The organism is Micromonospora sp. NPDC006431 (genome assembly GCF_042870725.1).
GTDB lineage: Bacteria > Actinomycetota > Actinomycetes > Mycobacteriales > Micromonosporaceae > Micromonospora.
This window is the reverse complement of sequence record NZ_JBIAHQ010000028.1, coordinates 1-21,249: the sequence shown is the minus strand read 5'-3', so window position 1 is coordinate 21,249 and position 21,249 is coordinate 1. Positions and strand designations below refer to the sequence as shown.

Here is a 21,249-nt window from a genome sequence, read left to right as displayed (position 1 = left end):
GCGGGGTCAGCGGCCCCGGGCGGCGGCCCGGTAGGCGTGGGTGGCCAGGGACGCGCTGACCACCAGCAGCGCGGTGATCAGCAGCAGGGAGGCGGCGACCGGGTGCCGCATCGGCAGGGCGTCGCCGGCCGAGCCCGGGTTGCCGAACAGGTCCCGGCAGGCGGCGACCACGGCGGACAGCGGGTTCCACTCGCACACCGCGCGCAGCCAGCCAGGCAGCCCGTGCAGCGGGATGAACGCGTTGGACAGGAACGTCATCGGCATCACGACGAGGAAGGCCACGGCGCTGACCGCCTCGGCCGAGCGCAGCCGCAGCCCGAGCAGGACCCCAAGCCAGGAGGCGGCGAAGCCGAGCAGCAGCAGCAGCCCGAAGCCGGCGAGCACCTGCACCGGGCCGGCGTGCGTGCGCCAGCCCATCGCGAAGCCCACCACGGCCATGGCGACGCAGGCGACCACCACCCGGGTGAGGTCGGCCATGGTCCGGGCCAGCGGTACGGCCAGCCCGGCGATCGGCAGCGACCGGAACCGGTCGTCGATGCCGTTGCCCAGGTCGTCGACCACGCCGAGCGCGGTGTGCTGCAGGTTGGTGAGCATCATCTGGGCGAAGATGCCGGCCATCAGGAACTCCCGGTAGCCGCCGCCCCGCACCTCGATGACGCTGCCGAACAGGTACCCGAAGATCACCACGTACGCGACCGGCATCACGGTCACGCCGAGCAACCGCATCGGCACCCGGGCCAGGTGCCGCAGGTGGCGGCCCACCAGGGCCGAGGTCTCGACGGCGAGGGTGGTCATGCCGCTGCCTCCGGCTTCTCGGCGGTGCTCCGCCCGGTCAGGGACAGGAAGACGTCGTCCAGGGTCGGCGTGCAGCTGGCGAACGACTCGACGTCGATCCTGGCGGCGTCCAGCGCCGCCGCCACGGCCGCGATGCCGGCCAGCCCGTCGGTCAACGGCAGCCTCAGGCTCGCCTCGTCGTCGTCGGGCACCGGTTGGTGCGCCGTGACGGCGGCGAGGGCGGCGACGGCGGCGGAGCGCTGCCCGCCGTCCCGCAGCCGGATCTGCAGCTGCTCGTCGCCGACCTTGCGCTTCAGCTCGTCGGGGGTGCCCTCGGCGATCACCTTCCCGCCGTCGAGGACCAGGATCCGGTCGGCGAGCTGGTCGGCCTCCTCCAGGTACTGCGTGGTGAGCAGCACCGTGGTGCCGCGGGCGACCTGCTCCCGGACCATCGTCCACAGGGTGCGGCGGTTGGTGAGGTCCAGCCCGGTGGTGGGCTCGTCGAGCACCAGCACCGGCGGGTCGGCGACCAGGCTCGCGGCCAGGTCGAGCCGGCGTCGCATGCCGCCGGAGTAGGTCCGGGCGGCCCGGCCGGCGGCGTCGGTGAGCTGGAACCTTTCGAGCAGTTCGTCGGCCCGGGCGCGGGCCGCCCGCCGGCCGAGGTGGTGCAGCACGCCGATCAGGACCAGGTTCTCCCGGCCGGTCAGCAGCTCGTCCACGGCCGCGTACTGGCCGGTGAGGCCGACCCGCCGGCGTACCTCACGCGGCTGCCGGACCACGTCGTGCCCGCAGATCCGGGCGGTGCCCCCGTCCGGCATCAGCAGCGTCGACAGGATCCGCACCATGGTGGTCTTGCCGGCGCCGTTCGGGCCGAGCAGGCCGAGCACGGTGCCCGCCGGCACGGCGAGGTCCACCCCGGCCAGCGCGGTGTGCGTGCCGTAGGTCTTGCGTAGCCCTTCGGCCTCGATCGTCAGGTCCACGTGCCCACCCCTCAGTTCGCCAGCGGGAAGAAGTCGGCGATCTCCCGGCCGCCGCCGGCGGCGCGTACCCGGTCGAAGGCCCATGCCCCGACGGCCAGGTCGAGCACGCCGAGGCCGAACGGCGCGAAGATCGCGGCCCGGTCGGGGTCCCGGCGGATCCGGCCGCGCAGCACGTCGGCGAGGGGGCCGGCGACGAAGTCGCGGTGCCCGACCCGCTGCTCGGCAAGGTGCAGCGAGGTCCGTTCACGGACCGCGTGGTCGACGTCGTCGGTGACGTTCTGCGCGGCGAGCACGATCTCCGGCGACAGGTCGCGCAGGGACAGGTGCAGCACCACCGGGTGGTGGGCGAGCAGCGCCGGGTCGTGCAGGTGCGGCTCGCCGGCCACGGTGGCGAGCACCACGAGGTCGGCGGCGAAGGCGTCGGCGGCCTCGGGGACCACCTTGGCCGCGGCCACCCCGTCGGCCTGCACGGTGGCGGCGAACCGCTCGGCCGCCGCCGGGTCGAGGTCGAACAGCCGGTACTCGCCGATCTCCCAATCGAGGTCGCGCAGGAACCGGCGGACGTGCTCGGCGATCAGGCCGGTACCGATGAAGCCGACGCTGCCGACCCGCCGGCAACCGACCAGTTCCTCCGCCCCGAGCACCGCCGACGCCGCGGTCCGGGTCGACGAGATCAGCGAGGACTCCAGGCAGGCATACGGGTAGCCGGTGGCCAGGTCGTTGAGCAGCAGCACCGCCGACGCCCGGGGGATGCCGTGCGCGGTGTTCCCGGGGAAGCTGGCGATCCACTTGATGCCGGCCACCTCGAACTCGCCGCCGAGGTAGGCGGGCAGCGCGATGATCCGATCCCGGGGCAGCTGCGGGAAGCGCAGGAAGCTGCTGTGCGGCAGCGCGCTGGTCGCCTCGTCGTGGGCGAGGTAGCAGCGGCGTACCGCGTCCAGGCAGGCCGCCCGGTCCGCCTCGATGGCCGCGGCCACCTCGGCCGCGGTCACCACCGTGAACGGCCGGACGGTCGGTCGGTGCGTCTCGGTCATGCTGTTCCTCTCACACCAGGGCCACGGACTGGCCGCGGTCGCGTTGGGCGACGAACCGGTCGACCCAGTCCGGGTCGTACACGGTGTCGGCGTAACCGGTGCCGCGGTCGGCACACAGGAAGGCGACGGTCGGGCGCGGTCCCCGGTGGTCGGCGAAGTACCGCTCGATCGCGCTGTAGACGCTGCCGGTCGATCCGCCGGTGTACAGCCCGTGCCGCTCGAACAGCTCGTGGCAGCCGCGTACCGCGTCCACCTCGGGCACGATCACCACGTCGTCGATGCTGGCCTTGCCCACCAGCGGCGGCACGATGCTGGAGCCGAGCCCGGGCAGGCGCCGCTTGGCCGGCGGGCCACCGAAGATGACGGACCCCTCGGCGTCGACGCCGACCACCCAGGCGTCCGGGTGCAGCCGCTTGAGCCGGGTGGACAGCCCACCGATGGTGCCGCCGGTGCTCACCCCGACGAACAGGTAGTCGATGTGGGGCAGGTCGGCGCAGAGTTCCGCGCCGGTGAGCCGGTCGTGCGCCTCGATCGCGTCCGGGTTGGCGTACTGGTTGGGCCAGTAGACCGAGGGCAGCTCCGCCCGCAGTTCCTCCACCCGCCGCAGCCGGGTGGACAGGTACCCGCCCGTCCCGTCCGGCTCGGTGACCTTCTCGACCCGGTCGCAGAGCCGGCGCAGGTACGCCTCGGTGCTGGCGTTGACGTTCGGATCGATCACCGGGACGAAGGCCAGCCCGATCCAGCGGCAGAACGAGGCGAGCGAGATGGCGAAGTTGCCCGACGAGGACTCCACGATGGTGGTCCGTTCGGTGACGTCGCCGCGCTCGACCGCCCGCTGCAGGATCCAGTACGCCGAGCGGTCCTTGGAGCTGCCGTTCGGGTTGACGTACTCCAGCTTGGCGAACAGGTCCAGCCGGTCGTGCCGCAGCTGCACCACCGGGGTGCGGGGCATCGCCCGCCCGACCATGGCCAGGCGCGCCAGCAGCGCCTCACGGCTCATGGCTATCACTTCCGCACTGGAACATCTCGGCTACTCCCGGTCCGGCTCGATGAAGGCCCGGCGGCTCAGGTCAGGCACCGGCGGGCGGATGGGAACGCCGCTCACGGTCGGCCACCCGGCTCGGGGTGGGCTCGGATCGAGGTCGGGGACGGCTAGCAGCCGGCTCGAGCCGCCGGTCAGGCCGCGGGCGGCCGGCCCGAAGAGGGCGGGCGGCCGGGCCGAGGTCCGCCGCCGGGCCGCCGCCGTCGAGCCACGGTCGATCCCGGTTCGAGGGTGGCCGGGCAGGTTGTTCCCGTGCGACACCGGCGGCCGCCACGAGAGGCCGCCCGGGCCGGAACCAACCGGAGTCCGGCCAGGGTCGCACCGCGGCAGGGCGTGGACGCGGACCAGGCGCCGACGATCTCGGTCCCGGCACTCGACAGCTCCCCGGACACACCCGCGGGGTTGACGCGGCCCGCCTTGCTGCCAGTCCGGGCCGGACCGCCCGTCCGGGGCTTTCCCCCTTCGGCCCCGGACGCGGCGTTAACCGGCGCCGCCCGGCACCCGACGCCCCGGAGGGCGGCGGACGCCGGGCGGCGCCGGGCGGTCGGCGGTGGCTCAGGGACAGCGGATCACCTGGCCGGCGTACGTCAGCCCGCCACCGAACCCGAGCAGCAGCACCGGCGCGCCACTGGGCACCTCCCGCCGCTCCACCAGCTTCGCCAGGGCGATCGGGGTGCTCGCCGACGAGGTGTTCCCGGACGACACGATGTCCCGGGCGATCACGGCCTGCTCGGCCCCGAGGTCCCGGGCGATCGCGTTGATGATGCGCAGGTTCGCCTGGTGCGGCACGAATCCTGCCAGCTCCGCCGGTTTGATGCCGGCCCGCAGGCAGGCCTCCTCCGCGATCGGCGCGAGGGCGGTGGTGGCCCAGTGGAACACGCTCGCGCCGTCCTGCTCGATCCGCGCCGACCGGCCCTCGATCCGGATCGCCGGCCCGCGCTGGGCGGACCCGCCCCACACCACCGGGCCGATGCCCGGGTCGTCGTCCCCGACCAGCACCGCCGCGCCGGCGCCGTCGCCGAACAGGATGCAGGTGCTGCGGTCCTGCCAGACGATCCAGTCGGTGAGCCGCTCCGCCCCGATCACCACGGCCGTGCCGGCGGCGCCGGCGCGGATGGCGTGGTCGGCGGTGGCCAGCGCGTACGAGAAGCCGGAGCAGGCGGTGTTGATGTCGTACGCCGCCTGCCCGGCCATCTCCAGGCTCGCCGCCACCCGGCTCGCCACGTTCGGCACCCGGTCGATGGACGTGCAGGTGGCGACGACCACCAGGTCCACCTCGGCGGGCATGATGCCGGCCGCGCCGAGCGCCTTGCCGGCGGCGGCGGCCGCCATGTCGGCCACCGACTGGTCCTCCGCGATGTGCCGCTGCTGGATGCCGACCCGGCTGCGGATCCACGCGTCGTCGGTGTCGACCAGTTGGGTGAGCTGCTCGTTGGTGAGTACCCGCGGCGGTTGGTAGTAGCCGAGCCCGGCGATGCGGGATCCCTGCCAGGTGCGCACTGTCATCTCCTCCCCTCGCCCGGTCAGCCGCAGCCGCCGGGCTCGTCGTGGTCGAACGAGCCGACCGTGGCGAGCGCCGCCACCGGGAGACTCGCCAGCAGGTCGGCCGACTCGACCGCCGGGCCGGCACCGCGCAGCGCCAGTACCGCCGCCTCGACGTCGGCGATCCGGTCCACGCCCCAGTAGCGCTGGCGGTCGACGACGAACAACGGGATGCCGAACACCTCGTCGTGGTGCGCGCTGACCAGCGCTGCCACGCCCTGTTCGCGGATCCGGTCGTCGTCGACGGCGGCCATCAGCTCGGCACCGGGCAGGCCCGCCGCGTCGCAGGCGGCCCGCAGCACCGCCGGGTCGCTGATGTTGTCGCCCCGGTCCCAGCGGGCCTCGGTGACGACCTGGTAGAACCGCCGTTCACAACCCAGTTCGCGGGCGCGTAGCCAGCCCAGCGCGGACGGCTCCCACCAGGGCGCGACGTCCACCGGCCAGACCAGGCGGTAGCCGAAGCCGGCGGCGAGCCGCTTGGTGTCGTGCAGGATGTACAGGTGTTTGGCCTTGCTCATCACGGTGTAGTGGAAGTCCGCACCGTGCGCGTCGAGGCCGGCCCGGGTCCGGGCGTCGGGGTCCCAGAACGGTACGTACTCGAACAGGTCCGCGAAGTCCGGTACGCGCTCTTCCAGCTGCCGCAACGCCATCCAGCTGAACGGGCTCTGGAACGAGAAGTACACCCTCGGCCGGCCGGTCACGGCGCGCTCCACAGCAGCGCGGCCTGCGTCTGCGGGTCCATGACGGCGACCTGTCCGGCGTCGGGGCCGCTGGCTACCCCGTACCCGTGGGTGATCGATCCGGTGGCGGTGTGCACGATCCGGCCGTCGCGAACCACGTAGCAGTCCATCCGGCCGCTGAACATGACGTCCTTGACGATGTCGTCGACGGTGAAGACCGTGTGCAGCTCCTCTTCGAGGTACGCGTCGGCGAGCAGCCGCACCTGGGAGCGCGTCACGGCGGGGATCCAGTTACGTTCGGTGAGCATCCGCCGGATCGAGATGCCCCGCTCGGCCAGGTACCGGTGCACCACCTCCTCCAGGTCGCGCACGTAACCGGAGTGCTGGATCCGGTCGGAGAACTGGCAGTGCGGGTACGGGATGGTCTCGCTCCACCGGAAGCCGGGCCGGAAAGCGGCGGGCGGCTCGGCCGGTGGGCGCAGCGCGGCGACGCCGGGCACCACCCGGCCGGCCAGCTCCGCGGGCAGCTTCCCGGTGACCCCGGTCGGCGCGACGAACGCGACCCGGACCTTGCCCTTGAGCACGGGCACCGGCTGCCCGTGCCGCTCGACGGTCAGCGTGACGGCGAACGTGTCCTCGACGTCGTTGCCGCCCGGCGCGGGCGTCGCCTCGGCGTGCACCTCGTCGTCGACGAAGACCGGGCCGGGCAGCCGCACCGAGTGCTCCACGATGGACAGCTGGACCCCGGCCCCGTGGAACAGCTGGCCGGGACCCGTCCCGCGGTCGCGGTAGTACTGCAACACCGCGTCCTCGGCCAGGTAGACGAACTGTTTGAAGCCGACCCAGGTGCCGATGTTGGCACCCTCGTACCGCGGCCGGCCGCGGTACGTCGTCGGCTGGGCGTCGAGCAGGACGGTCATGCGGAAACCTCCAGGGTCGGACCGGCCGGCGACAGTGCCGGCACGACGCGGTCGAGGAACTCGGCACACTCGGCGGCCACCTCGGTCGCCTGCGTGATGTGACAGAAGTGGCCGTAGTGCGGGCGGACGCGCACCTGCGCCGCCGGCAGCACGGCGAGCGAGTTGGCCCGCACCCCGGCCAGCCGCTGGTCGTCCCGCCCGGCCAGGACCAGGATCGGGGTGCGGACCTGCCCCAGCGCGGGCCGCGGCGTGGCGAGCAGCCGGTCCAGCACCAGGTCGGCGGCACCGTCGGGCACCCGCTGCAGGGCCTTGTCGACCATCGCGGCGAGCAGGTCGTCGGCGACGTGCGCGGCGCGGGGGCCGAGCCGGGCCCGCAGCCCGTCGGCCACCACCTGCCGGATCGCCGCCCGGGTGCGGGCGATCAGCACCGGGTGCGGGGCCCGGTCGGCGGGGCGGACCAGCGGCGCGAGCAGGACGGCGGCGGAGACCGCCGGCGGCGCTCCGGTGGCCAGGTGGTCCAGCACGGCGTTGGCGCCGAAGGAGTGGCCGACGAGCACGTCGACGGGTTCGGGCACGGCCGCCAGGGCCCGTCGCAGCCACTCGGCGGGACCGGCCGAGTCCACCAGGGACCGACCGGGGTCGCCGCTCCACGGGGCGTCGACGGCGTAGCAGCGGTAGCCGGGGCCGAGTCGTACGGCCAGGTCCTGCCAGGTGCTCCCGTGGTCGGCCAGGCCGTGCACGGCCGCCACCACCCGGGCCCGCCCGTGCTCGCCGGCGGCGCCGGGCGCGGCGAGCAGCCGCCAGGTCATGTCCGGTCCCCGTCGCGGCACAGCCGTGCGGTGGCGAATCCGTCGCCGGTCGAGCCGCAGGTCAGCACCGCCTCGACCGAGTCCTCGACACCATCCGGTCGGGTCGCCGGGTCGGTCAGCCACCGGCTGGCGAGCGCGGTCTGCAGCACCCCGGCCGCGCCGTAACCGCCGCCGAACAGGGCGGCCAGGTCCTGGTCCGGGCCGTCGCCGGTGCCGCAGGCGAGCCGGATGGTCCGCAGCCCGCCGGCCGGGACCGGCTCCGGGGCCCGGTGCCGGCGTACCGAGTGCAGCCGGACCGGGCCCGGCTGCTCGGCCGGGACGAGCACCACGCAGGCGGCCATCCCCTGCGGCGGCCCCGGCGGGATCCCGCCGGCGGCGCGCAGCCCGGCCGCGATCTCGTCGGCCGGTTCGGCGCCCACCACGATGGCACGGTGCGCCCGGCCGCTGCGCACCAGCAGTGCACCGAGCCGCACCGCGTCGAGCCCGCCGGTCGCGCCGGAGCAGACCATCAGGTTGGGGCCGGTGAAGCCGTACCGGATGGCGATGCTGCTGGCGATGATGTTGCTCGATGCGTTCGGCGCCTGCATCGGGCTCACCCCGCGCAGGCCGCCCGCGCGTACCTGGTCGACGATGTCGCAGACGGTGGCGACGTTGCCGAGGTTGGAGCTGACCACGACGGCGGTCCCGGCGGCGCCCGGCACCGGCCCGGTCGGCCGGCCGGGCGGCAGGCCCAGGGCCCGGTGTACGGCGCACATGGCGAGCCGCACCGCCGGCTCCTTGAACAGCAGACCCTTGCGGCCGAGCAGGGTGTGCGCCTCGTCGGGGCCGCAGTCGGGCTCGCTGGCCGAGGCGATCAGCCGCTCCGGCGCGATCCCGGGCACGTGTACCGCCGCGGCCCCGACCACCACACGATCACCGCCCATACCGCACCTCCACCAGGCAGACGGCGTTCACGCCGCCGAATCCGAACGCGTTGACCTGGGCCACCCGGGCGTCGGTGCCGGCCGGCCCGCCGACCACCAGGGGCAGCGGGGCCGCCTCGGGGATCGGGGTCCGCAGTCCGACCACCGGCGGCACCTGGCCGTGCCGCAGCGCCTCGACGGCGACCAGCAGGCTCATCAGCCCGGCGCTGCCGGAGGTGTGCCCGATCGCGCCCTTGATCCCGGTGACCAGCGGCCCGGGGCGGGCGTCGGCGAACAGCCCGGCCAGCACGCCGGCCTCGGTCGGATCGTTCAGCGCGGTGCCGGTGCCGTGCGCCAGCACCAGCCCGACGTCGGCCGGGCTCAGCCCGGCCCGCCGGTACGCGTCGTCCATCGCGGCGCGCAGACCGGCCGGGTCGGGTGCCGTCTCGTGGTACGCGTCGCACGACATGCCCACTCCGCGCAGCAGCACCGTGGCGTCGTCGGGGGCCCGCTGCAGCACGACGGCCACCGCGCCGTCGCCGAGCAGCACCCCCTTGCGGTCGGCGTCGAACGGCCGTACCGCGTCGCTGGACTCGTCCCCGACCCGCCCGATCATGGCGAGCATGCTCTCGGTCATCGCGTCGGCGCCGCAGGCCAGCACCGCGTCCGCCTCGTCGAGCTGGAGCAGGTCGGCGGCGAGCGCGAGCGCGTGCGAGGAGGCCGAGCAGGCGTTGGAGACCGTGACGACGTCCTCGACGCCGGGCAACGCGGCGCGCACGGCGGCGCCGAAGTGCAGCGCGTCCAGGTCCGCCGGCTGCCCGTCGGCCCGCCACCGTTCCACCGCCCGCAGCTCGCGCAGCCCGGTGCCGACCAGCACGACGACGCGCTGCCGGGCGCAGTCGAGGCCGGCCTCCCGGGCCGCCGCCGCCACGCACTCGGCCAGCCAGGCGCTGGCCCGGTACGGGCGTTCCGGGCCGGCCGCGTCGACGTGGTAGCCGTGGCGGACGTTGACGCCGTCCGGGGCGACGTACCGCAGCGGTTGCCGGCCGGATTCCCCGGCCAGCAACGCCTGGTACGTCTCGGCGGTGTCGCCGAGGCTGGTGCGCATCGCGCTACCGGTGATCGCGAGCCGCACGCCCGGTTCCCTTCAGGACGGCAACGCCGACGGAGCCGTCGGCGGTGCTGGCGACGATCAGCGAGAGGCACCCGTCGTGCTCCGGCGCGCCCCGCCGGTGGGCCAGCACCGCGGCGACCTGGAGCGCGCCGGCGGCGGTCGGGCAGTTGCCGGCGAGGTCGGTGATGGCCACCCGGTCGGCGTCCGGGCCGACCACCTCGTCGAGCGCCTGCTCCTCGGCGGCGGCGCCGGAGGTGACCACGGTGGCGAGGTCCTGGGGGTGGACGCCGGCCTGGTCCAGCACCCGGCGTACCCGGTCGGCGAGCGCCGCGGCGAGGTCCGTCCGCCCTCCGGTGTGGCCGAGGCCGACCGCGAGGATCTCGGCGACCGGCTCACGGCCGGCAGCGCGCATGGCGGCCGCGTCCTCGACCAGGAAGACCGCGCCGCCCTCGCCGCCGACCGCGGTCGGCGACGCGGCGGTGGCATGCTCGGCCCACGCCAGCTGCGGGGTGTACTCGTCCACCGCGCCGACCAGCAGCGCCTCCGCGCGGCCGCGCCGCAGCACCGTCGTGGCGTAGCGGAGCGCGGCCAGGGTCGCCATCCCGCCGCCGGCGAGGGTGGTGTTGACCCCGCGCAGCTGGTGCCAGATGGCCGCCTGGCCGGCCGCGCAGTTGAGCACGGTGTTGGGGAACAGGATCGGGTTGACCAGGTAGGGCTTCTCCTGCACCAGGGTGTCCCGGCTGTAGTCGCTGGTCGACTGGAGGCTGCCGACGCTGGTGCCGAGCACGACGCCGACCCGGTCCCGGTTGTCGTCGCCGACCACGAGGTCGCTGTCGGCCAGCGCCTGGCCGCAGGCCAGCACCGCGAACGCGGTCCGCCGGTCGAGGAAGCTGGTGCCCTTGCGGCCCAGGTGGTCCCGGGCGCGGAACCCGACCAGGCCGTACGCCCGCGGGTCCGGCACCGGCTCCTCGGTCAGCGCGGCCGCGTCGACCGTGCCGGCCTGACCGGTACGCAGCCCGGCGGTGAACTCGTCGGCGCCCAACCCGAACGGGGAGAGCACGCCCCACCCGGAGACGCCGAGCACGAAGGCGTCGGTACGCGAATCGGTGGTCACGGTCATGCGAGCCGTCCAAGGATCGTGATGGCGTTGTTGCCGCCGAAGGCAAAACCGTTGACCTGGACGATGCGCGGCTGCTCGGGACGCGACTCGTTGGGTACGACGTCCAGGCCGGTCATCGCCGGGTCGGTGGTCACGTGGTTGATGGTCGGCGCGAGGAAGCCGGACGAGATGGCCAGCGCCCCGGCCAGGGCGCTGAACCCGCTCGCCGCGCCCATCGTGTGGCCGAGCATCGACTTCACCGAGCTCATCGGCGGCAGCCGGTCGCCGAAGACGTCGCGGACCGCCTCGTACTCGGCGGCGTCGTTGGCCGGGGTGGCGGTGCCGTGGGCGCAGATGAAGTCGACCTCGTCGGGCTTGACGCCGGCGTCCTGGTGGGCCAGCCGCATGCAGCGGGCCACGCTCGTCGCGTCCGGCGCGGTCGGGTGCTTGGCGTCGCAGGTGAGCCCGTAGCCGAGCACCTCGCAGTAGATCCGGGCGCCGCGGGCCCGGGCCGAGTCCAGGCTCTCCAGGAACAGCGCCACGCCGCCCTCGGCGGTGATCACCCCGGCCCGGTCGCGGTCGAACGGCGCGCACCGCTCGGCGGCGAGCGCGCCCAACCGGTAGAAGCCGGCATGGGCCCACCGGCACACCGAGTCGGCCCCGCCGACCAGCATGTAGTCCTGTTCGCCGGTGGCGATGACGTCGAGGGCGTAGCCGAGGGCGTAGTTGCTCGCCGAGCAGGCGGTCGAGACGGTCAACGCCGCGCCGGTGAGGCCCAGTTCCCGGCTCACCGCCTCGGCGACGCGTCCCGCGGGCAGCTGGCGGGCCAGCCGCCGCGGCGTGTCCGGGTAGCCGTGAGCCAACCAGTGCTCGGTGAGCCGCTCCACCACCTGGGACTCGCCGCTGGTCGTACCCATGCAGACGCCGATCCGGTCGGACCGATCCGGGAGGTCGGTGGCCCCCGCGTCGGTGAGCGCGAGCCGGGCCGCGGCGGCGGCGAAGAGACTGCTGCGGCCCCAGTCCGCCGGGTCGAGCCGGGTCAGCATGGCCTCCGGCGCGAACTCGTGCACCTCGCCGGCCCGGTCGGTCAGGAAGCCGGTGGTGTCGAAGCTGGCGATCGGCGTGATGCCGCTGCGCCCGGCGCGCAGTGCCGTCGTGAAGGCGTCGACGCCGATGCCGATGCTCGACACCGGCCCGAGCCCGGTTACCACAACCCGTCCGTTCATCACCCAGGAGTCCTTCGTGAGTCCTTGGGCCGCGTCCGTCGGCGAGCGTCGCGCGCCGCCCCGTCATCCGCAGCGTGGTCGGGTTCTCACCGTCGAGCTGCCGCCTTGTGACGGCCTCGCGGCGGCCTCGACGGCGCCTCGAACCCCCGGCCGCGACGTCGAGCCAACGTAGAGGCCGCTTCGAGGACCGCGGAAAAGCCTTGCCACGGAAGGCGGACGCGGCCGCACCGACGTCCACCGATACGATGCCGATCGACGAACCCGACCACGGGAGGACCGGTGACCCGGAGCACCGCAGCGAGCACCGACGGCCAGCGCGGCGGCGGCTCCGCCGATCCGGCGCGGCGGGCCGGTGGGCGAGCTGGTCCCTGGGCCGCGTACGGCGCCTGCGTCTGGTCCGTGCTGTTCGCCGCGCTCAGCTTCTACTGGGCGGCCGGGGGTCGGGCCGGCACCGGCACCATCGGCCCGGCCGTCGAAGGCCCGGCACTGGCCCGGGAGCCCGGTTTCGTGGCCCTGCTGTGGGCCACCGCGGTGCTCAAGCTGGTCGCCGCGGCGCTCGCCCTGGCGCTCGTCGACGGGCGTCCCCGCTGGCTGCCGCGCTGGATGCGGCTGCTCGCCGGCTGGGGCGCCGCCGCCCTGCTGTCCCTGTATGGTGTGGCGAACCTGGCGCAACACCTGCTGATCGTGGCGGGGGTGGTCGAGGTCCCGGCCGGGCTCGGCCGGGCGGCACTGCCGTGGCACCTGCTGCTCTGGGATCCGGTGTGGCTCTCCGGTGGTCTGCTGTTCACCCTGGCGGCAATACGCTACTCGCGGCTTAGCATACGAACTCTACGGCACAAATAGGTAAACTAGTTCGATCATGTGTCACAAGACCTTGCCCATCCGGTGCGAAACAATGGAGACTTGCCGTTCGCGGGGACAGTTCGGCGAAAGGTAAGAGACCAATGGAGCCAAGCGCGCTCGCCACGGGATTCTTTATCGCGAGCGCGTTCCAGGCCCGCCACGACACGGTTCTGGACACTTTCCGTAAGCGTCTGATCGGGGCCTGCGGCCCGATTGGCATCGAGGAAACGCTTCTCAACCAGGCAATTATCCAGGCCCGGCAGGTGCTGGCCGACGTCACTGAGAGCATCCGAACTGGACAGATCCAGGTCGACGAGACGGCGATCGCCCTCGCCTGGCAGGCCGGCGCGGCCCGCGCCATGGGCAACCTGCACCCGGTCGAGTCGCTGCGGGCCGCGACCGAACTGTTCGATCCGGTGCTCGACGCGGTGATCGAGACCGCCGCCGGCCAGCCGGACGCCGCCTGCATCGTCCGGACCGCCACCCAGGCCCTGCAGCGCAGCGTCATGACCCGGGTCCGCTGGGCTTCCGAGGCGTACGTCGGATTCCTGCTCGACCGGGTCCAGCAGGCGCAGCTCGCCGAGCGGCGCCGGATAGCCCGCGAACTGCACGACCGCGTCGGCGGATCGGCCAGCGTCGTGACCCGCAACCTGGAACTGGCCAAGGCGTACGCGGACACCGACCAGGACCGGTCGCACGACAAGGTCGACGTCGCCTACCGGGCCAGCGTGCAGACCCTGGAGGCGGTCCGGGGGGTGGCCACCGACCTGCGGCTGGAGTCCAAGTTCGACAACCTGGAGCAGGCCCTGCGCGGCTTCCTCGACGTCATGGGCGAGGGCAACGCGGCGGTCGACCTCGCGGTCAGCGGGGACGAGGCCTGGATCCCCGCCGAGGTGCTGGCCGAGGTCTTCCTGGTGGTCCGCGAGGCGCTGCGCAACGCCTTCCGCCACTCGCAGGCGCAGACCATCCTGAGCCACGTGGACATCGCTCCGCACGAGATCCGGGTCTGGGTCAGCGACGACGGCGTGGGCTTCGACCCCGATTACGGCGGCTGCACCGGCGGCAGTGGGCTGGCCTCCATGGGCGAACGGGTCGAACTGCTCGGCGGCAAGCTCTTCCTGCACAGTTCGCCAGGTCGCGGCACCCGGGTCGAGGCCTTCATCCCACTCTCGGGGACCTCGCGATGACATCGTCCGGCCAGCCTCCCGTGCCCACCAGGATCCTCCTCGTCGACGACCACGCGCTGTTCCGGCACGGCCTGCGCGAGCTGCTGTCGATGGAGCCGGACCTGACCGTGGTCGGCGAGGCCAGCACCGGGGCCGAGGCGGTGGCCTTCGCCGCCGCGCACCGGCCCGACGTGATGCTGCTCGACGTCGGCATCCCCGGCGACCACGCCGCCACCACCATCGCCCGGACCCTGGCGGCTGCGCCGGCCACCCGCATCGTCATCCTGAGCATGTTCGACGAGCCCATCGTGGTGCGGGAACTGCTCGGCGCCGGAGCCCGCGCGTACCTGCTGAAGAGCGTGACCCGCGACGACCTGGTCGCCACGCTGCGCAGCGTGCGCACCGACGCCGGCCGGATCATGCTGTCGATCTCGCGGGAGAGCTTCGAGCAGGTCAGCGACGCCGGCGCGCGGATCCTGTCCGACCGCGAGGTGGAGATCGTCAGCCTGGTCGCGCAGGCCTACAGCAACTCGCAGATCGCCCGGCGGCTGGACATCACCGAGGGCACGGTCAAGCGGCACCTGCGCAACGTGTTCACCAAGCTGGGCGCGGTGTCCCGGATCGACGCGGTGAACAAGGCCATCGCCATGAACCTGGTCAGCCCGGAGAAGCCGGCCGTCCCGCGGCCACGTGGGTGACCGCGGGCGGCAGCTGGCACCGCCGGCGCCCTCGATCCGCACGCGGGACCGAGGGCGCCGACCCGGCGGTCAGCCGGCGGCGACGAGGAGCCGGGCGGGGCTGCCGTTCAGCACCTGCCGCTGGAGCTCCTGCAGCTCGGGCGTCGGTTCCAGGCCCAGTTCATCGGAGAGGGTCTGCCGCAGGCTCCGGTACGCGTGCAGCGCCTCGGCCCGCCGGCCGCACCGGTTCAGCGCGGTGATCAGCTGGGCGTGGAACCATTCGTTGAACGGGTGCGCCGCGACCAGGGCCCGCAGCTCGGTGATCAGTTCCCGGTAGCGACCCAGCCGGGCGTCCGCCTCGATGCGCAGCTCCAGCGCCCGCATCCGCAGCTCGGTGAGGTGCGCGAGGTCGGCGGCCATCCAGTCCTCGACGTTGACGTCGTCGAGCACCGGCCCCCGCCACAGGGACAGGGCGGTACGCAGGCGCTGGGCCGCCTCCGCCGCCTGCCCGGCATCCAGCAACTCGCCGCCCTCCTCGCACAGGCGGGCGAAGACGGTCGCGTCGAGCTGCTCCTCGCCGACTGACAGCAGATATCCCGTCGGCCGGGTGATCAGCAGCTGGTCGGCGGAGCCGGCCACGCCCACCCGCTCGAAGAGCGCCCGGAGCTGGTAGACGTACGTCTGGGTGGTGGTGGCGGCGCTCCGGGGTGGCCGGTTGCCCCACAGCCAGTCGAAGATGGCGTCCTGGCTCACCGTCTGATTGGCCCGGAGCAGCAGCAGCGCGAGGACCGCACGGACCTTCGGCGCGGTGGGGGTGCAATCCACGCCGTGGTGTCGGACTTCCAGGCTGCCGAGGATGTTGAAGCGGAGCATTTTGTACCCTCTTCTCTACGCATCTGACGTAGACGCTAACTGCCCGTGAGCCCGTCTCAAGCCCTTCTGCGTCCAAGGTGAACGTACGCGCTACTCATCGGACCTCATCGATACTACTTTGGTGGTACGCCACCACCCCCCTAAAGGCCTTGACTTTTCAGGCATCGAAGTTGCTGAGCGTGTAGGATAGTTTCACAAACAGTTCCCAAGCCGGCCGCCGGGTGCCGACAACCGACCACCCGCAGCCCGGGAATGCGATTGCGATTCGCGTTCACTCCCATTTCACCGACGCGCCCGCCGCCAACCGGCGCCGGCCCATCCACGGTTCACCCCGCCCGGGCAGACCGCTCGGCGAGAGCCTTGATGGTGAGCAACTGCTTGCGGCCCATGAGCGCGTCACCGACCGCCAGCGCCGCCCGCCGAGCCTGCTCGAAGACGGTGGTGGCACCGACGTCGAGCCGCCCGACCAGCCGGGTGCCACCCGCGGCCGGCGTCACCCGGTAGGTGACCGCCACCTCGCCGTAGCTGCGCCGGTGCCGCTGGGCGATCATCCCGGTGAGATGCCCGTCCGGAACGAACTCGACCACTTCGAAGATCAGGAACTTCTGACCGAGCGCCAACTCCTCGGCGCCCGGGGTGAGGGTCCGGGGACTGCGCCGGCCCAGGTTGTCGACCAGGTCGTAGCTGTACGGCGCGACCTTGAGTTGACACAGCCACCGGTACACCAGCGGGGCGGGCGCCGCCACGTCGACGGCCCGGACGAACGAGCGGAACGGCACCGTCATGTGGCGATCGCACGGATAGTCGGCCGCCACCTCCTCCGGAGTGGCGTTCCACACCCGGGGGTCCCACCGCCGCAGTCTCTCTCGCAGCACAGCTGATCGCCTCTATCCCACCGGCCTGGCCACACCATCGCCGGTCGTTGGTCGGATGATCCTGGAAGCATCGACCTGACCACGACCGGGTCGAGGCAGCATCGACGACCGGTCGCACGCCGGCGGCGACAACGGGCTGGTGAGCCGCACCAGGGAGCGCCGGGTGGCATCATCGGCAGATGCCTGTGGTCGAAGTTGTGCTCGGTGACATCACCAGCGAGGACGTCGACGCCATCGTCACCGCGGCGAACGAGTCGCTGCTGGGCGGCGGCGGGGTGGACGGGGCGATCCATCGGGCGGCCGGGCCGCGCCTGGCCCGAGCAGGTGCCGCGCTGGCACCCTGCGCCCCGGGCGAGGCGGTGGCCACGCCCGCGTTCGACCTGTACCCACCGGTACGCCACGTCATCCACACGGTCGGTCCGGTGTGGGAAGGTGGCGACCACGGCGAGGCCGGCATCCTGGCGTCGTGCTACCGGCGCAGCCTCCAGGTCGCCGATGAGATCGGCGCCCGCAGCGTGGCCTTCCCCGCCATCGCCACCGGCGTCTACGGATTCCCCGCCGACCAGGCGGCGACGATCGCGGTCTCGACCATCCGGGCAACCCCGACGACGGTCGAGCAGGTCCGCCTCGTCGCCTTCGACCAAGCCACGTACGACCTGCTGACCGCGGCGCTGCACGGCTGACGTCGGCGCGGTCGCCACGGGCAGCGCCGCCCGGAGGCACGTCTCGCGCCCCCGGGCGTCGCGGCTGGTTTCGGGTCAGTCCACGAGCGTGACGTGGCCGGTGTCGAGGTCGTACCGGCCGCCCACCACGCGCAGCACACCCTGGTGCACCCGCTCGGCGATGATCGGGCTGCGCTCGACCAACCCCCGCACCTGCGCCCGGACATTCGCCCGCACGGCGTTGTCGACCGGGTCCCCCGGCTGCTCGAGAACCGGCGCCACGATGGGACGCAGGGCCTCCACGATCGTGCCGATGTGGCCCGGCGCCGTGCCGCCGGAGCGGATGGCGTCGATGGTGGCCGTGATGGCCCCACAGCGCTCGTGCCCGAGGACGATGATCAGCGGGCTGTGGAACTCCTCGACCGCGAACTCCACGCTGCCCAGCAGCAGGTCGTCGACGATGTTCCCGGCCACCCGGTTGTCGAACAGGTCGCCCAGGCCCTGGTCGAACAGCACTTCCGGGGCCACCCGGGAGTCAGCGCAGCCGACGGTGACGGCGAACGGGTGCTGCCCCGCGGCCAGCCGGTGCAGGTCGTCGAGGCTCTGGTGAGGGTGCCGGCCGTGCCCGGTGACGAACCGGTGGTTGCCGCGCAGCAGGCGGCGCAGGGCCTCGTCCGGCGTGACGGCGGGCTCCTCAGCCGGCGCGGCGACGGCGGGTTGAGCGGCCGCCGCGGCGACGACGGCGGCACCGCCGGTCGCGAGCAGCGACCGGCGGGAGAGACGAGAGAGCTTCACGGTGATCTCCTGGAGGTAGGCGTCAGCTATTTCCTACCACCGTCGTCCACAGTGTCTAGTGTGTCGCGGAACACCTCAGACGAGATGGCCCGGTAGTTGGCATCGCCAGTCGAGCGACGCCGAGGATGAGGAGCACCAACACCATCTCTGCGGCCCAGCCATCTACGATCACACCATGGCTGAGGCCGCGGTTGGTTTTGGCTACAAGCTTCAGTGGCTCGCGGTGCGTGGCCGGGGCGTTGCTGATGTCGCCGCTGCGCTCCGCCTCAGCCGTCCCGCTCGGTCCACCTGGCGTGAGGCCATGGCTGCTGCCTATGACGGACGCGGCCGCTGGCTTCCCACGCCACCGCTCGATGGCTGGACGCTCGCCGCTTCGCGGGATGTTCCCGCTCCTGAGGACGACCGGTTCGCCGCCTGGCTGGCGGGGCTGAGCCGCCTGCTCGGTGAGGTGCAGTACTTCGGAACTCATCGCGTTGTCGAGTATCACGGATGGGGTCTCGCCCGGGACGGCGTCGTGGAGCGAGCATTCGCCTACCTTGGGCGAGCGAGGTGAGGTGCTGTTTCAGGTAGGAGATCCGACAGCGGACGAACAGGCCCTCGGCGTCGGGACCGCCCACGGCGAGGACCAACCCTGGCCCGAGGGCGATGCTGAGCCTTGGCCGTGGCCCGATGAGGAGACCGTACTCACGCTCGCGGGGCGATGGAGCATCGACCCCCGGGACCTGGAGGGTGCCAGGATTCCCGGGCATCCCTGGATCACCTCGACAGTCCAGATACGTCCATAGTCGCTCGAGCGGCGGCGGGATGACGCTGCACCAAGACGATCTCCTCGCCGGGCAGTAGCCAGGCCGCCCGCCGCGACCCAGCGTCCTGGCGCTGTCATAGTGTCCCACCGAGAGATATCGCTAACATGCGGACGTGTGCCGGTACGCAGAGATCACTTACAAGGTCCACTACGTATGCGTGCCGTGCCGTCGTAGTCACAAGTATCCCTGGGACGGCGCGAAGCACCCATGCACGTCGTGTCGGCAGCCGATGGTCTTTGCTGGGCACGACTTCGCGGCGCCCCGTCGGCGGAACGACTCCGGGTGGGCTGCGGTCGCGGCAGTTCTCGGGGCGGGGCTGCGCTACGAAGGCTTCGAGGTGTGCGGCTGTTCGCGGGAGCCGAAGTTCCGGCCACGAACGAGCGCCCAAGTCCGGATGCGGCGGCGGGTCGCCAGCCGCCTTGGTTTGTCGGACGCTGAGGCACTGGCTGCTCCGGATCATCACGACCTTGGTTGACAAGCCGAGGGATCGCGGCAGCGATTGACGGAATCATGCCCGGGTGACGTGCGAGACATGGGGACGTGAGCTGGTTCTTCTCGGCGTGCCCAACCTCCACGGACATCGGCCAACCCGGTGGTACTCCTGCTCTCGCTGTCCAACGCAGTTCTACCAGGTCGAGAAGACCGGGAAGTCCTTCTACGGGCCGTACGCCCGTAGACCAGCAATGGGGCGGCCGGCTACCGATGGCCTACCTGTAGTCGCCCGGTCAGCCACCCCGCCGCCTCTCCGCAGCTGCGCCTTCTGGCCATCCCAGCGGCCTTCGTGTTGGAGGTCAACACGCGCGCACGGCCGCCCGACCAGCAGGGCCGCGACGTCGAGGATCTTGGCCACCCGTCACTGTCTGCGGCCCGGATCCACCCACCGCCCACCCGGGTGAGCTCCGGTAGCCCTGTCCCCGCTTGGCCGTCAGGTCGGTAGGGCGTCACCGATCGGATCGCGCAGTGAGGTCGGGGAGAGCAACGGCCGGAGTGGGCCATCGTCGACAATCCCCGGCAACCGCCGGGCCACCCCGGCGAGCAGGTCGGCGACCTGGACGCGCGGATCGTCCCGGGAGTCGACCATCACCAGCCCGGCCAACGGCGACCCCCCGGCCGGCAACAGTCCGGCGCTGTCGGCCAGCACCTGCTGGAGGCGGCGCAACCGGTCGGCCGTGAGGGCGCTCTGCTCGTCGTGGATCACCAGCACCCGCCGCCCCCCGCCGCTCCAGAACAGGACGGTCTCGGCCAGCGCCGGCAGCATCGGCTCCAGCGGTGGCGGGATCGACCGGTCGTTGCCGTGCAGCCGGGCCTGGACGTTGGCCACCCGGGCCCGGTCGAGTCCGAGAAGGGTGGCCTCAGCCGGCGCGCCCAGCGCGTGTCGTAGCAGCACATCCCGTGCCCGGAAAAACCGTTCCACGCTGCGGTGATCCGGCCGGTCTCGCCGTTTGGTCCGGAGCATCTCGACGAAGGCCGCGAGGAAGGCCCCCCAATCGGAACCGGCCGAGCGCCTGGCCCGATACAAGGCGAGGGCCGCCGAACGGTGTTCCTGGCTCAGGCGGGTACCGGCCGCGTACGACGGCTCCGTCAGCAGCAGGTCGACGATGCGGGTGACGAGGAAGTACTGCTTGTCGACCAGGTGGACGTGTGCCCGGCCGCGCAGCGCCGCCAGGAACCACTCCAGCACCTCACCCGCTTCGGGCCTGCGGAGGAACTGCCGAGACTTCAACTCGTACGGCGAGAACCGGAAACCGGACCGCAGTGTCGCGATCAGCCCCGCCGCCTCCTCGCCACACAGGTCGACACTCGCGTGGGTGATCACGGGGGTGGCTGGATCAAGCAGATTGGTGCCGGAGAACCCTGACTCGTCACAGGCGATCTCCACGACTGTGCCGGGCACCGCATCCACCGGCGGCAGCCCACCCTGAAGCGGCAACCTCATGCCCGGTCCCTTGCCATGCCGACCATGGTCGCCGACCCATCCCGATCGGGCCACCCAGTTTGACCCCACGGGCGCAGGCGCTGAACGGCTCGGCTTTACGGTGACACTCAGTTAGTAACCTGGCTACGGAAAGAGGGCACGCCCATCAATGAATGCGCCCTCTTTGCCGCGCCGGGACGGCCGGATTTGAACCGACGACCCTTGATGGGATGAAGGAGCGGGGCCTCCGCTCCTCGTGACAGTCACCCTCGGCGGTTGTTTGCTGGGGGTTGTCACGACTCACCACGACGAAGGAGGCCCCTGGTGGATGAGTATGGCGGCCGTCAGTATGTGGGGATAGACCTGCACCGGCGGCGCAGTGTGATCGTGCGGATGACCCCCGATGGGCAACGGCTCGGTGGCGCGGTTCGTATCGACAACGACCCGTTCGAGTTGGCACGGCAGGTCGGTTCGTGGGGTGAGAGCCCGCAGGTGGTGTTGGAGGCCACCTACGG

22 protein-coding genes are annotated in these 21,249 nt (G+C 72.6%); 6 read left to right on the top strand and 16 right to left on the bottom strand.

The window, feature by feature from the left end; genetic code table 11:
• Positions 1 to 6 precede the first annotated feature (6 nt).
• The 12 genes from ACFYM6_RS31435 to ACFYM6_RS31380 form a co-directional block, all read right to left on the bottom strand.
• Complete coding sequence (locus ACFYM6_RS31435; protein WP_387281104.1) at positions 7 to 795, bottom strand: ABC transporter permease; 789 nt, start codon at positions 793 to 795, stop codon at positions 7 to 9.
• On the bottom strand, positions 792 to 1,754 hold the full coding sequence (locus tag ACFYM6_RS31430) for an ATP-binding cassette domain-containing protein (protein WP_387281102.1): 963 nt from the start codon (positions 1,752 to 1,754) through the stop codon (positions 792 to 794). The genes ACFYM6_RS31435 and ACFYM6_RS31430 overlap by 4 nt, the downstream gene beginning before the upstream one ends.
• 11 nt (positions 1,755 to 1,765) lie before the next feature.
• Positions 1,766 to 2,788 (bottom strand): 2,3-diaminopropionate biosynthesis protein SbnB, encoded by a 1,023-nt coding sequence (gene sbnB, locus ACFYM6_RS31425; protein WP_387281101.1) that lies wholly within the window; start codon positions 2,786 to 2,788, stop codon positions 1,766 to 1,768.
• 10 nt (positions 2,789 to 2,798) lie between these two features.
• On the bottom strand, positions 2,799 to 3,788 hold the full coding sequence (sbnA, locus tag ACFYM6_RS31420; protein ID WP_387281100.1) for a 2,3-diaminopropionate biosynthesis protein SbnA: 990 nt from the start codon (positions 3,786 to 3,788) through the stop codon (positions 2,799 to 2,801).
• A 597-nt stretch (positions 3,789 to 4,385) separates the two neighbouring features.
• The gene (locus ACFYM6_RS31415) at positions 4,386 to 5,336 is read right to left on the bottom strand and encodes a beta-ketoacyl-ACP synthase 3 (RefSeq protein WP_387281099.1); all 951 of its coding nucleotides are present in this window, start codon (positions 5,334 to 5,336) and stop codon (positions 4,386 to 4,388) included.
• Between the two features lie 17 nt (positions 5,337 to 5,353).
• Entirely contained in the window at positions 5,354 to 6,073 is a 720-nt protein-coding gene (locus ACFYM6_RS31410; RefSeq protein ID WP_387281098.1) for a 2-hydroxychromene-2-carboxylate isomerase, read from the bottom strand.
• A complete protein-coding gene (locus ACFYM6_RS31405; RefSeq protein WP_387281097.1) occupies positions 6,070 to 6,972 on the bottom strand; it encodes a thioesterase in 903 nt (300 codons plus the stop codon). The genes ACFYM6_RS31410 and ACFYM6_RS31405 overlap by 4 nt, the downstream gene beginning before the upstream one ends.
• Positions 6,969 to 7,781: an alpha/beta fold hydrolase gene (locus tag ACFYM6_RS31400; protein WP_387281096.1), complete on the bottom strand. Its 813-nt coding sequence runs from the start codon at positions 7,779 to 7,781 to the stop codon at positions 6,969 to 6,971. The genes ACFYM6_RS31405 and ACFYM6_RS31400 overlap by 4 nt, the downstream gene beginning before the upstream one ends.
• Positions 7,778 to 8,704 carry a beta-ketoacyl synthase N-terminal-like domain-containing protein gene (locus tag ACFYM6_RS31395; protein WP_387281095.1) on the bottom strand — a complete coding sequence of 309 codons (927 nt, stop codon included), beginning with the start codon at positions 8,702 to 8,704 and terminating at the stop codon, positions 7,778 to 7,780. Before ACFYM6_RS31395 ends, ACFYM6_RS31400 begins: the two co-directional genes overlap by 4 nt.
• Entirely contained in the window at positions 8,694 to 9,818 is a 1,125-nt protein-coding gene (locus ACFYM6_RS31390; protein WP_387281094.1) for a beta-ketoacyl synthase N-terminal-like domain-containing protein, read from the bottom strand. The genes ACFYM6_RS31395 and ACFYM6_RS31390 overlap by 11 nt, the downstream gene beginning before the upstream one ends.
• Positions 9,796 to 10,917 (bottom strand): beta-ketoacyl synthase N-terminal-like domain-containing protein, encoded by a 1,122-nt coding sequence (locus tag ACFYM6_RS31385; protein ID WP_387281093.1) that lies wholly within the window; start codon positions 10,915 to 10,917, stop codon positions 9,796 to 9,798. Before ACFYM6_RS31385 ends, ACFYM6_RS31390 begins: the two co-directional genes overlap by 23 nt.
• Positions 10,914 to 12,122: a beta-ketoacyl-[acyl-carrier-protein] synthase family protein gene (locus tag ACFYM6_RS31380; RefSeq protein ID WP_387281092.1), complete on the bottom strand. Its 1,209-nt coding sequence runs from the start codon at positions 12,120 to 12,122 to the stop codon at positions 10,914 to 10,916. The genes ACFYM6_RS31385 and ACFYM6_RS31380 overlap by 4 nt, the downstream gene beginning before the upstream one ends.
• A gap of 279 nt (positions 12,123 to 12,401) precedes the next feature.
• On the opposite strand from ACFYM6_RS31380, the gene ACFYM6_RS31375 reads away from it, so the two are divergent.
• From ACFYM6_RS31375 to ACFYM6_RS31365, 3 genes are all read left to right on the top strand, one after another.
• On the top strand, positions 12,402 to 12,965 hold the full coding sequence (locus ACFYM6_RS31375) for a DUF3995 domain-containing protein (RefSeq protein WP_387281091.1): 564 nt from the start codon (positions 12,402 to 12,404) through the stop codon (positions 12,963 to 12,965).
• Between the two features lie 101 nt (positions 12,966 to 13,066).
• Positions 13,067 to 14,152, top strand: coding sequence for a sensor histidine kinase (locus ACFYM6_RS31370; protein WP_387281090.1), 1,086 nt, complete (start codon positions 13,067 to 13,069; stop codon positions 14,150 to 14,152).
• Positions 14,153 to 14,172: 20 nt separating this feature from the next.
• Positions 14,173 to 14,829: a response regulator gene (locus ACFYM6_RS31365; protein WP_387281089.1), complete on the top strand. Its 657-nt coding sequence runs from the start codon at positions 14,173 to 14,175 to the stop codon at positions 14,827 to 14,829.
• 69 nt (positions 14,830 to 14,898) lie between these two features.
• Here the strand turns inward: ACFYM6_RS31365 and ACFYM6_RS31360 are convergent, their stop codons facing one another.
• Both ACFYM6_RS31360 and ACFYM6_RS31355 read right to left on the bottom strand, forming a co-directional pair.
• Positions 14,899 to 15,681, bottom strand: a complete 783-nt coding sequence (locus tag ACFYM6_RS31360) for a BTAD domain-containing putative transcriptional regulator (protein WP_387281088.1) — start codon at positions 15,679 to 15,681, stop codon at positions 14,899 to 14,901.
• 326 nt (positions 15,682 to 16,007) lie between these two features.
• Positions 16,008 to 16,556 carry a hypothetical protein gene (locus tag ACFYM6_RS31355; RefSeq protein ID WP_387281087.1) on the bottom strand — a complete coding sequence of 183 codons (549 nt, stop codon included), beginning with the start codon at positions 16,554 to 16,556 and terminating at the stop codon, positions 16,008 to 16,010.
• A gap of 179 nt (positions 16,557 to 16,735) precedes the next feature.
• On the opposite strand from ACFYM6_RS31355, the gene ACFYM6_RS31350 reads away from it, so the two are divergent.
• The gene (locus ACFYM6_RS31350; protein ID WP_387281086.1) at positions 16,736 to 17,239 is read left to right on the top strand and encodes an O-acetyl-ADP-ribose deacetylase; all 504 of its coding nucleotides are present in this window, start codon (positions 16,736 to 16,738) and stop codon (positions 17,237 to 17,239) included.
• 75 nt (positions 17,240 to 17,314) lie between these two features.
• Here the strand turns inward: ACFYM6_RS31350 and ACFYM6_RS31345 are convergent, their stop codons facing one another.
• Positions 17,315 to 18,013 (bottom strand): carbonic anhydrase, encoded by a 699-nt coding sequence (locus ACFYM6_RS31345; RefSeq protein WP_387281085.1) that lies wholly within the window; start codon positions 18,011 to 18,013, stop codon positions 17,315 to 17,317.
• A gap of 175 nt (positions 18,014 to 18,188) precedes the next feature.
• On the opposite strand from ACFYM6_RS31345, the gene ACFYM6_RS31340 reads away from it, so the two are divergent.
• Complete coding sequence (locus ACFYM6_RS31340) at positions 18,189 to 18,566, top strand: hypothetical protein (RefSeq protein ID WP_387281084.1); 378 nt, start codon at positions 18,189 to 18,191, stop codon at positions 18,564 to 18,566.
• A gap of 1,178 nt (positions 18,567 to 19,744) precedes the next feature.
• Here the strand turns inward: ACFYM6_RS31340 and ACFYM6_RS31335 are convergent.
• Positions 19,745 to 20,755 (bottom strand): hypothetical protein, encoded by a 1,011-nt coding sequence (locus ACFYM6_RS31335; RefSeq protein ID WP_387281083.1) that lies wholly within the window; start codon positions 20,753 to 20,755, stop codon positions 19,745 to 19,747.
• A 303-nt stretch (positions 20,756 to 21,058) separates the two neighbouring features.
• Between ACFYM6_RS31335 and ACFYM6_RS31330 the strand changes: the two genes are divergently transcribed.
• Positions 21,059 to 21,249, top strand: a 191-nt coding sequence (locus ACFYM6_RS31330; RefSeq protein WP_387281082.1) for a hypothetical protein, incomplete at its 3' end; no start/stop codon positions are given.

Bases quoted from the DNA above. Each gene is read 5' to 3' on its own strand.
- ACFYM6_RS31360 (WP_387281088.1), bottom strand. From the start codon at position 15,681: ATGCTCCGCTTCAACATCCTCGGCAGCCTGGAAGTCCGACACCACGGC.
- ACFYM6_RS31370 (WP_387281090.1), top strand. From the start codon at position 13,067: ATGGAGCCAAGCGCGCTCGCCACGGGATTCTTTATCGCGAGCGCGTTC.
- ACFYM6_RS31395 (WP_387281095.1), bottom strand. From the start codon at position 8,704: ATGGGCGGTGATCGTGTGGTGGTCGGGGCCGCGGCGGTACACGTGCCC.
- ACFYM6_RS31335 (WP_387281083.1), bottom strand. From the start codon at position 20,755: ATGAGGTTGCCGCTTCAGGGTGGGCTGCCGCCGGTGGATGCGGTGCCC.
- ACFYM6_RS31350 (WP_387281086.1), top strand. From the start codon at position 16,736: ATGCCTGTGGTCGAAGTTGTGCTCGGTGACATCACCAGCGAGGACGTC.
- ACFYM6_RS31405 (WP_387281097.1), bottom strand. From the start codon at position 6,972: ATGACCGTCCTGCTCGACGCCCAGCCGACGACGTACCGCGGCCGGCCG.
- ACFYM6_RS31385 (WP_387281093.1), bottom strand. From the start codon at position 10,917: ATGACCGTGACCACCGATTCGCGTACCGACGCCTTCGTGCTCGGCGTC.
- sbnA (WP_387281100.1), bottom strand. From the start codon at position 3,788: ATGAGCCGTGAGGCGCTGCTGGCGCGCCTGGCCATGGTCGGGCGGGCG.
- ACFYM6_RS31435 (WP_387281104.1), bottom strand. From the start codon at position 795: ATGACCACCCTCGCCGTCGAGACCTCGGCCCTGGTGGGCCGCCACCTG.
- ACFYM6_RS31415 (WP_387281099.1), bottom strand. From the start codon at position 5,336: ATGACAGTGCGCACCTGGCAGGGATCCCGCATCGCCGGGCTCGGCTAC.
- ACFYM6_RS31380 (WP_387281092.1), bottom strand. From the start codon at position 12,122: ATGAACGGACGGGTTGTGGTAACCGGGCTCGGGCCGGTGTCGAGCATC.
- sbnB (WP_387281101.1), bottom strand. From the start codon at position 2,788: ATGACCGAGACGCACCGACCGACCGTCCGGCCGTTCACGGTGGTGACC.
- ACFYM6_RS31400 (WP_387281096.1), bottom strand. From the start codon at position 7,781: ATGACCTGGCGGCTGCTCGCCGCGCCCGGCGCCGCCGGCGAGCACGGG.
- ACFYM6_RS31340 (WP_387281084.1), top strand. From the start codon at position 18,189: ATGGCTGAGGCCGCGGTTGGTTTTGGCTACAAGCTTCAGTGGCTCGCG.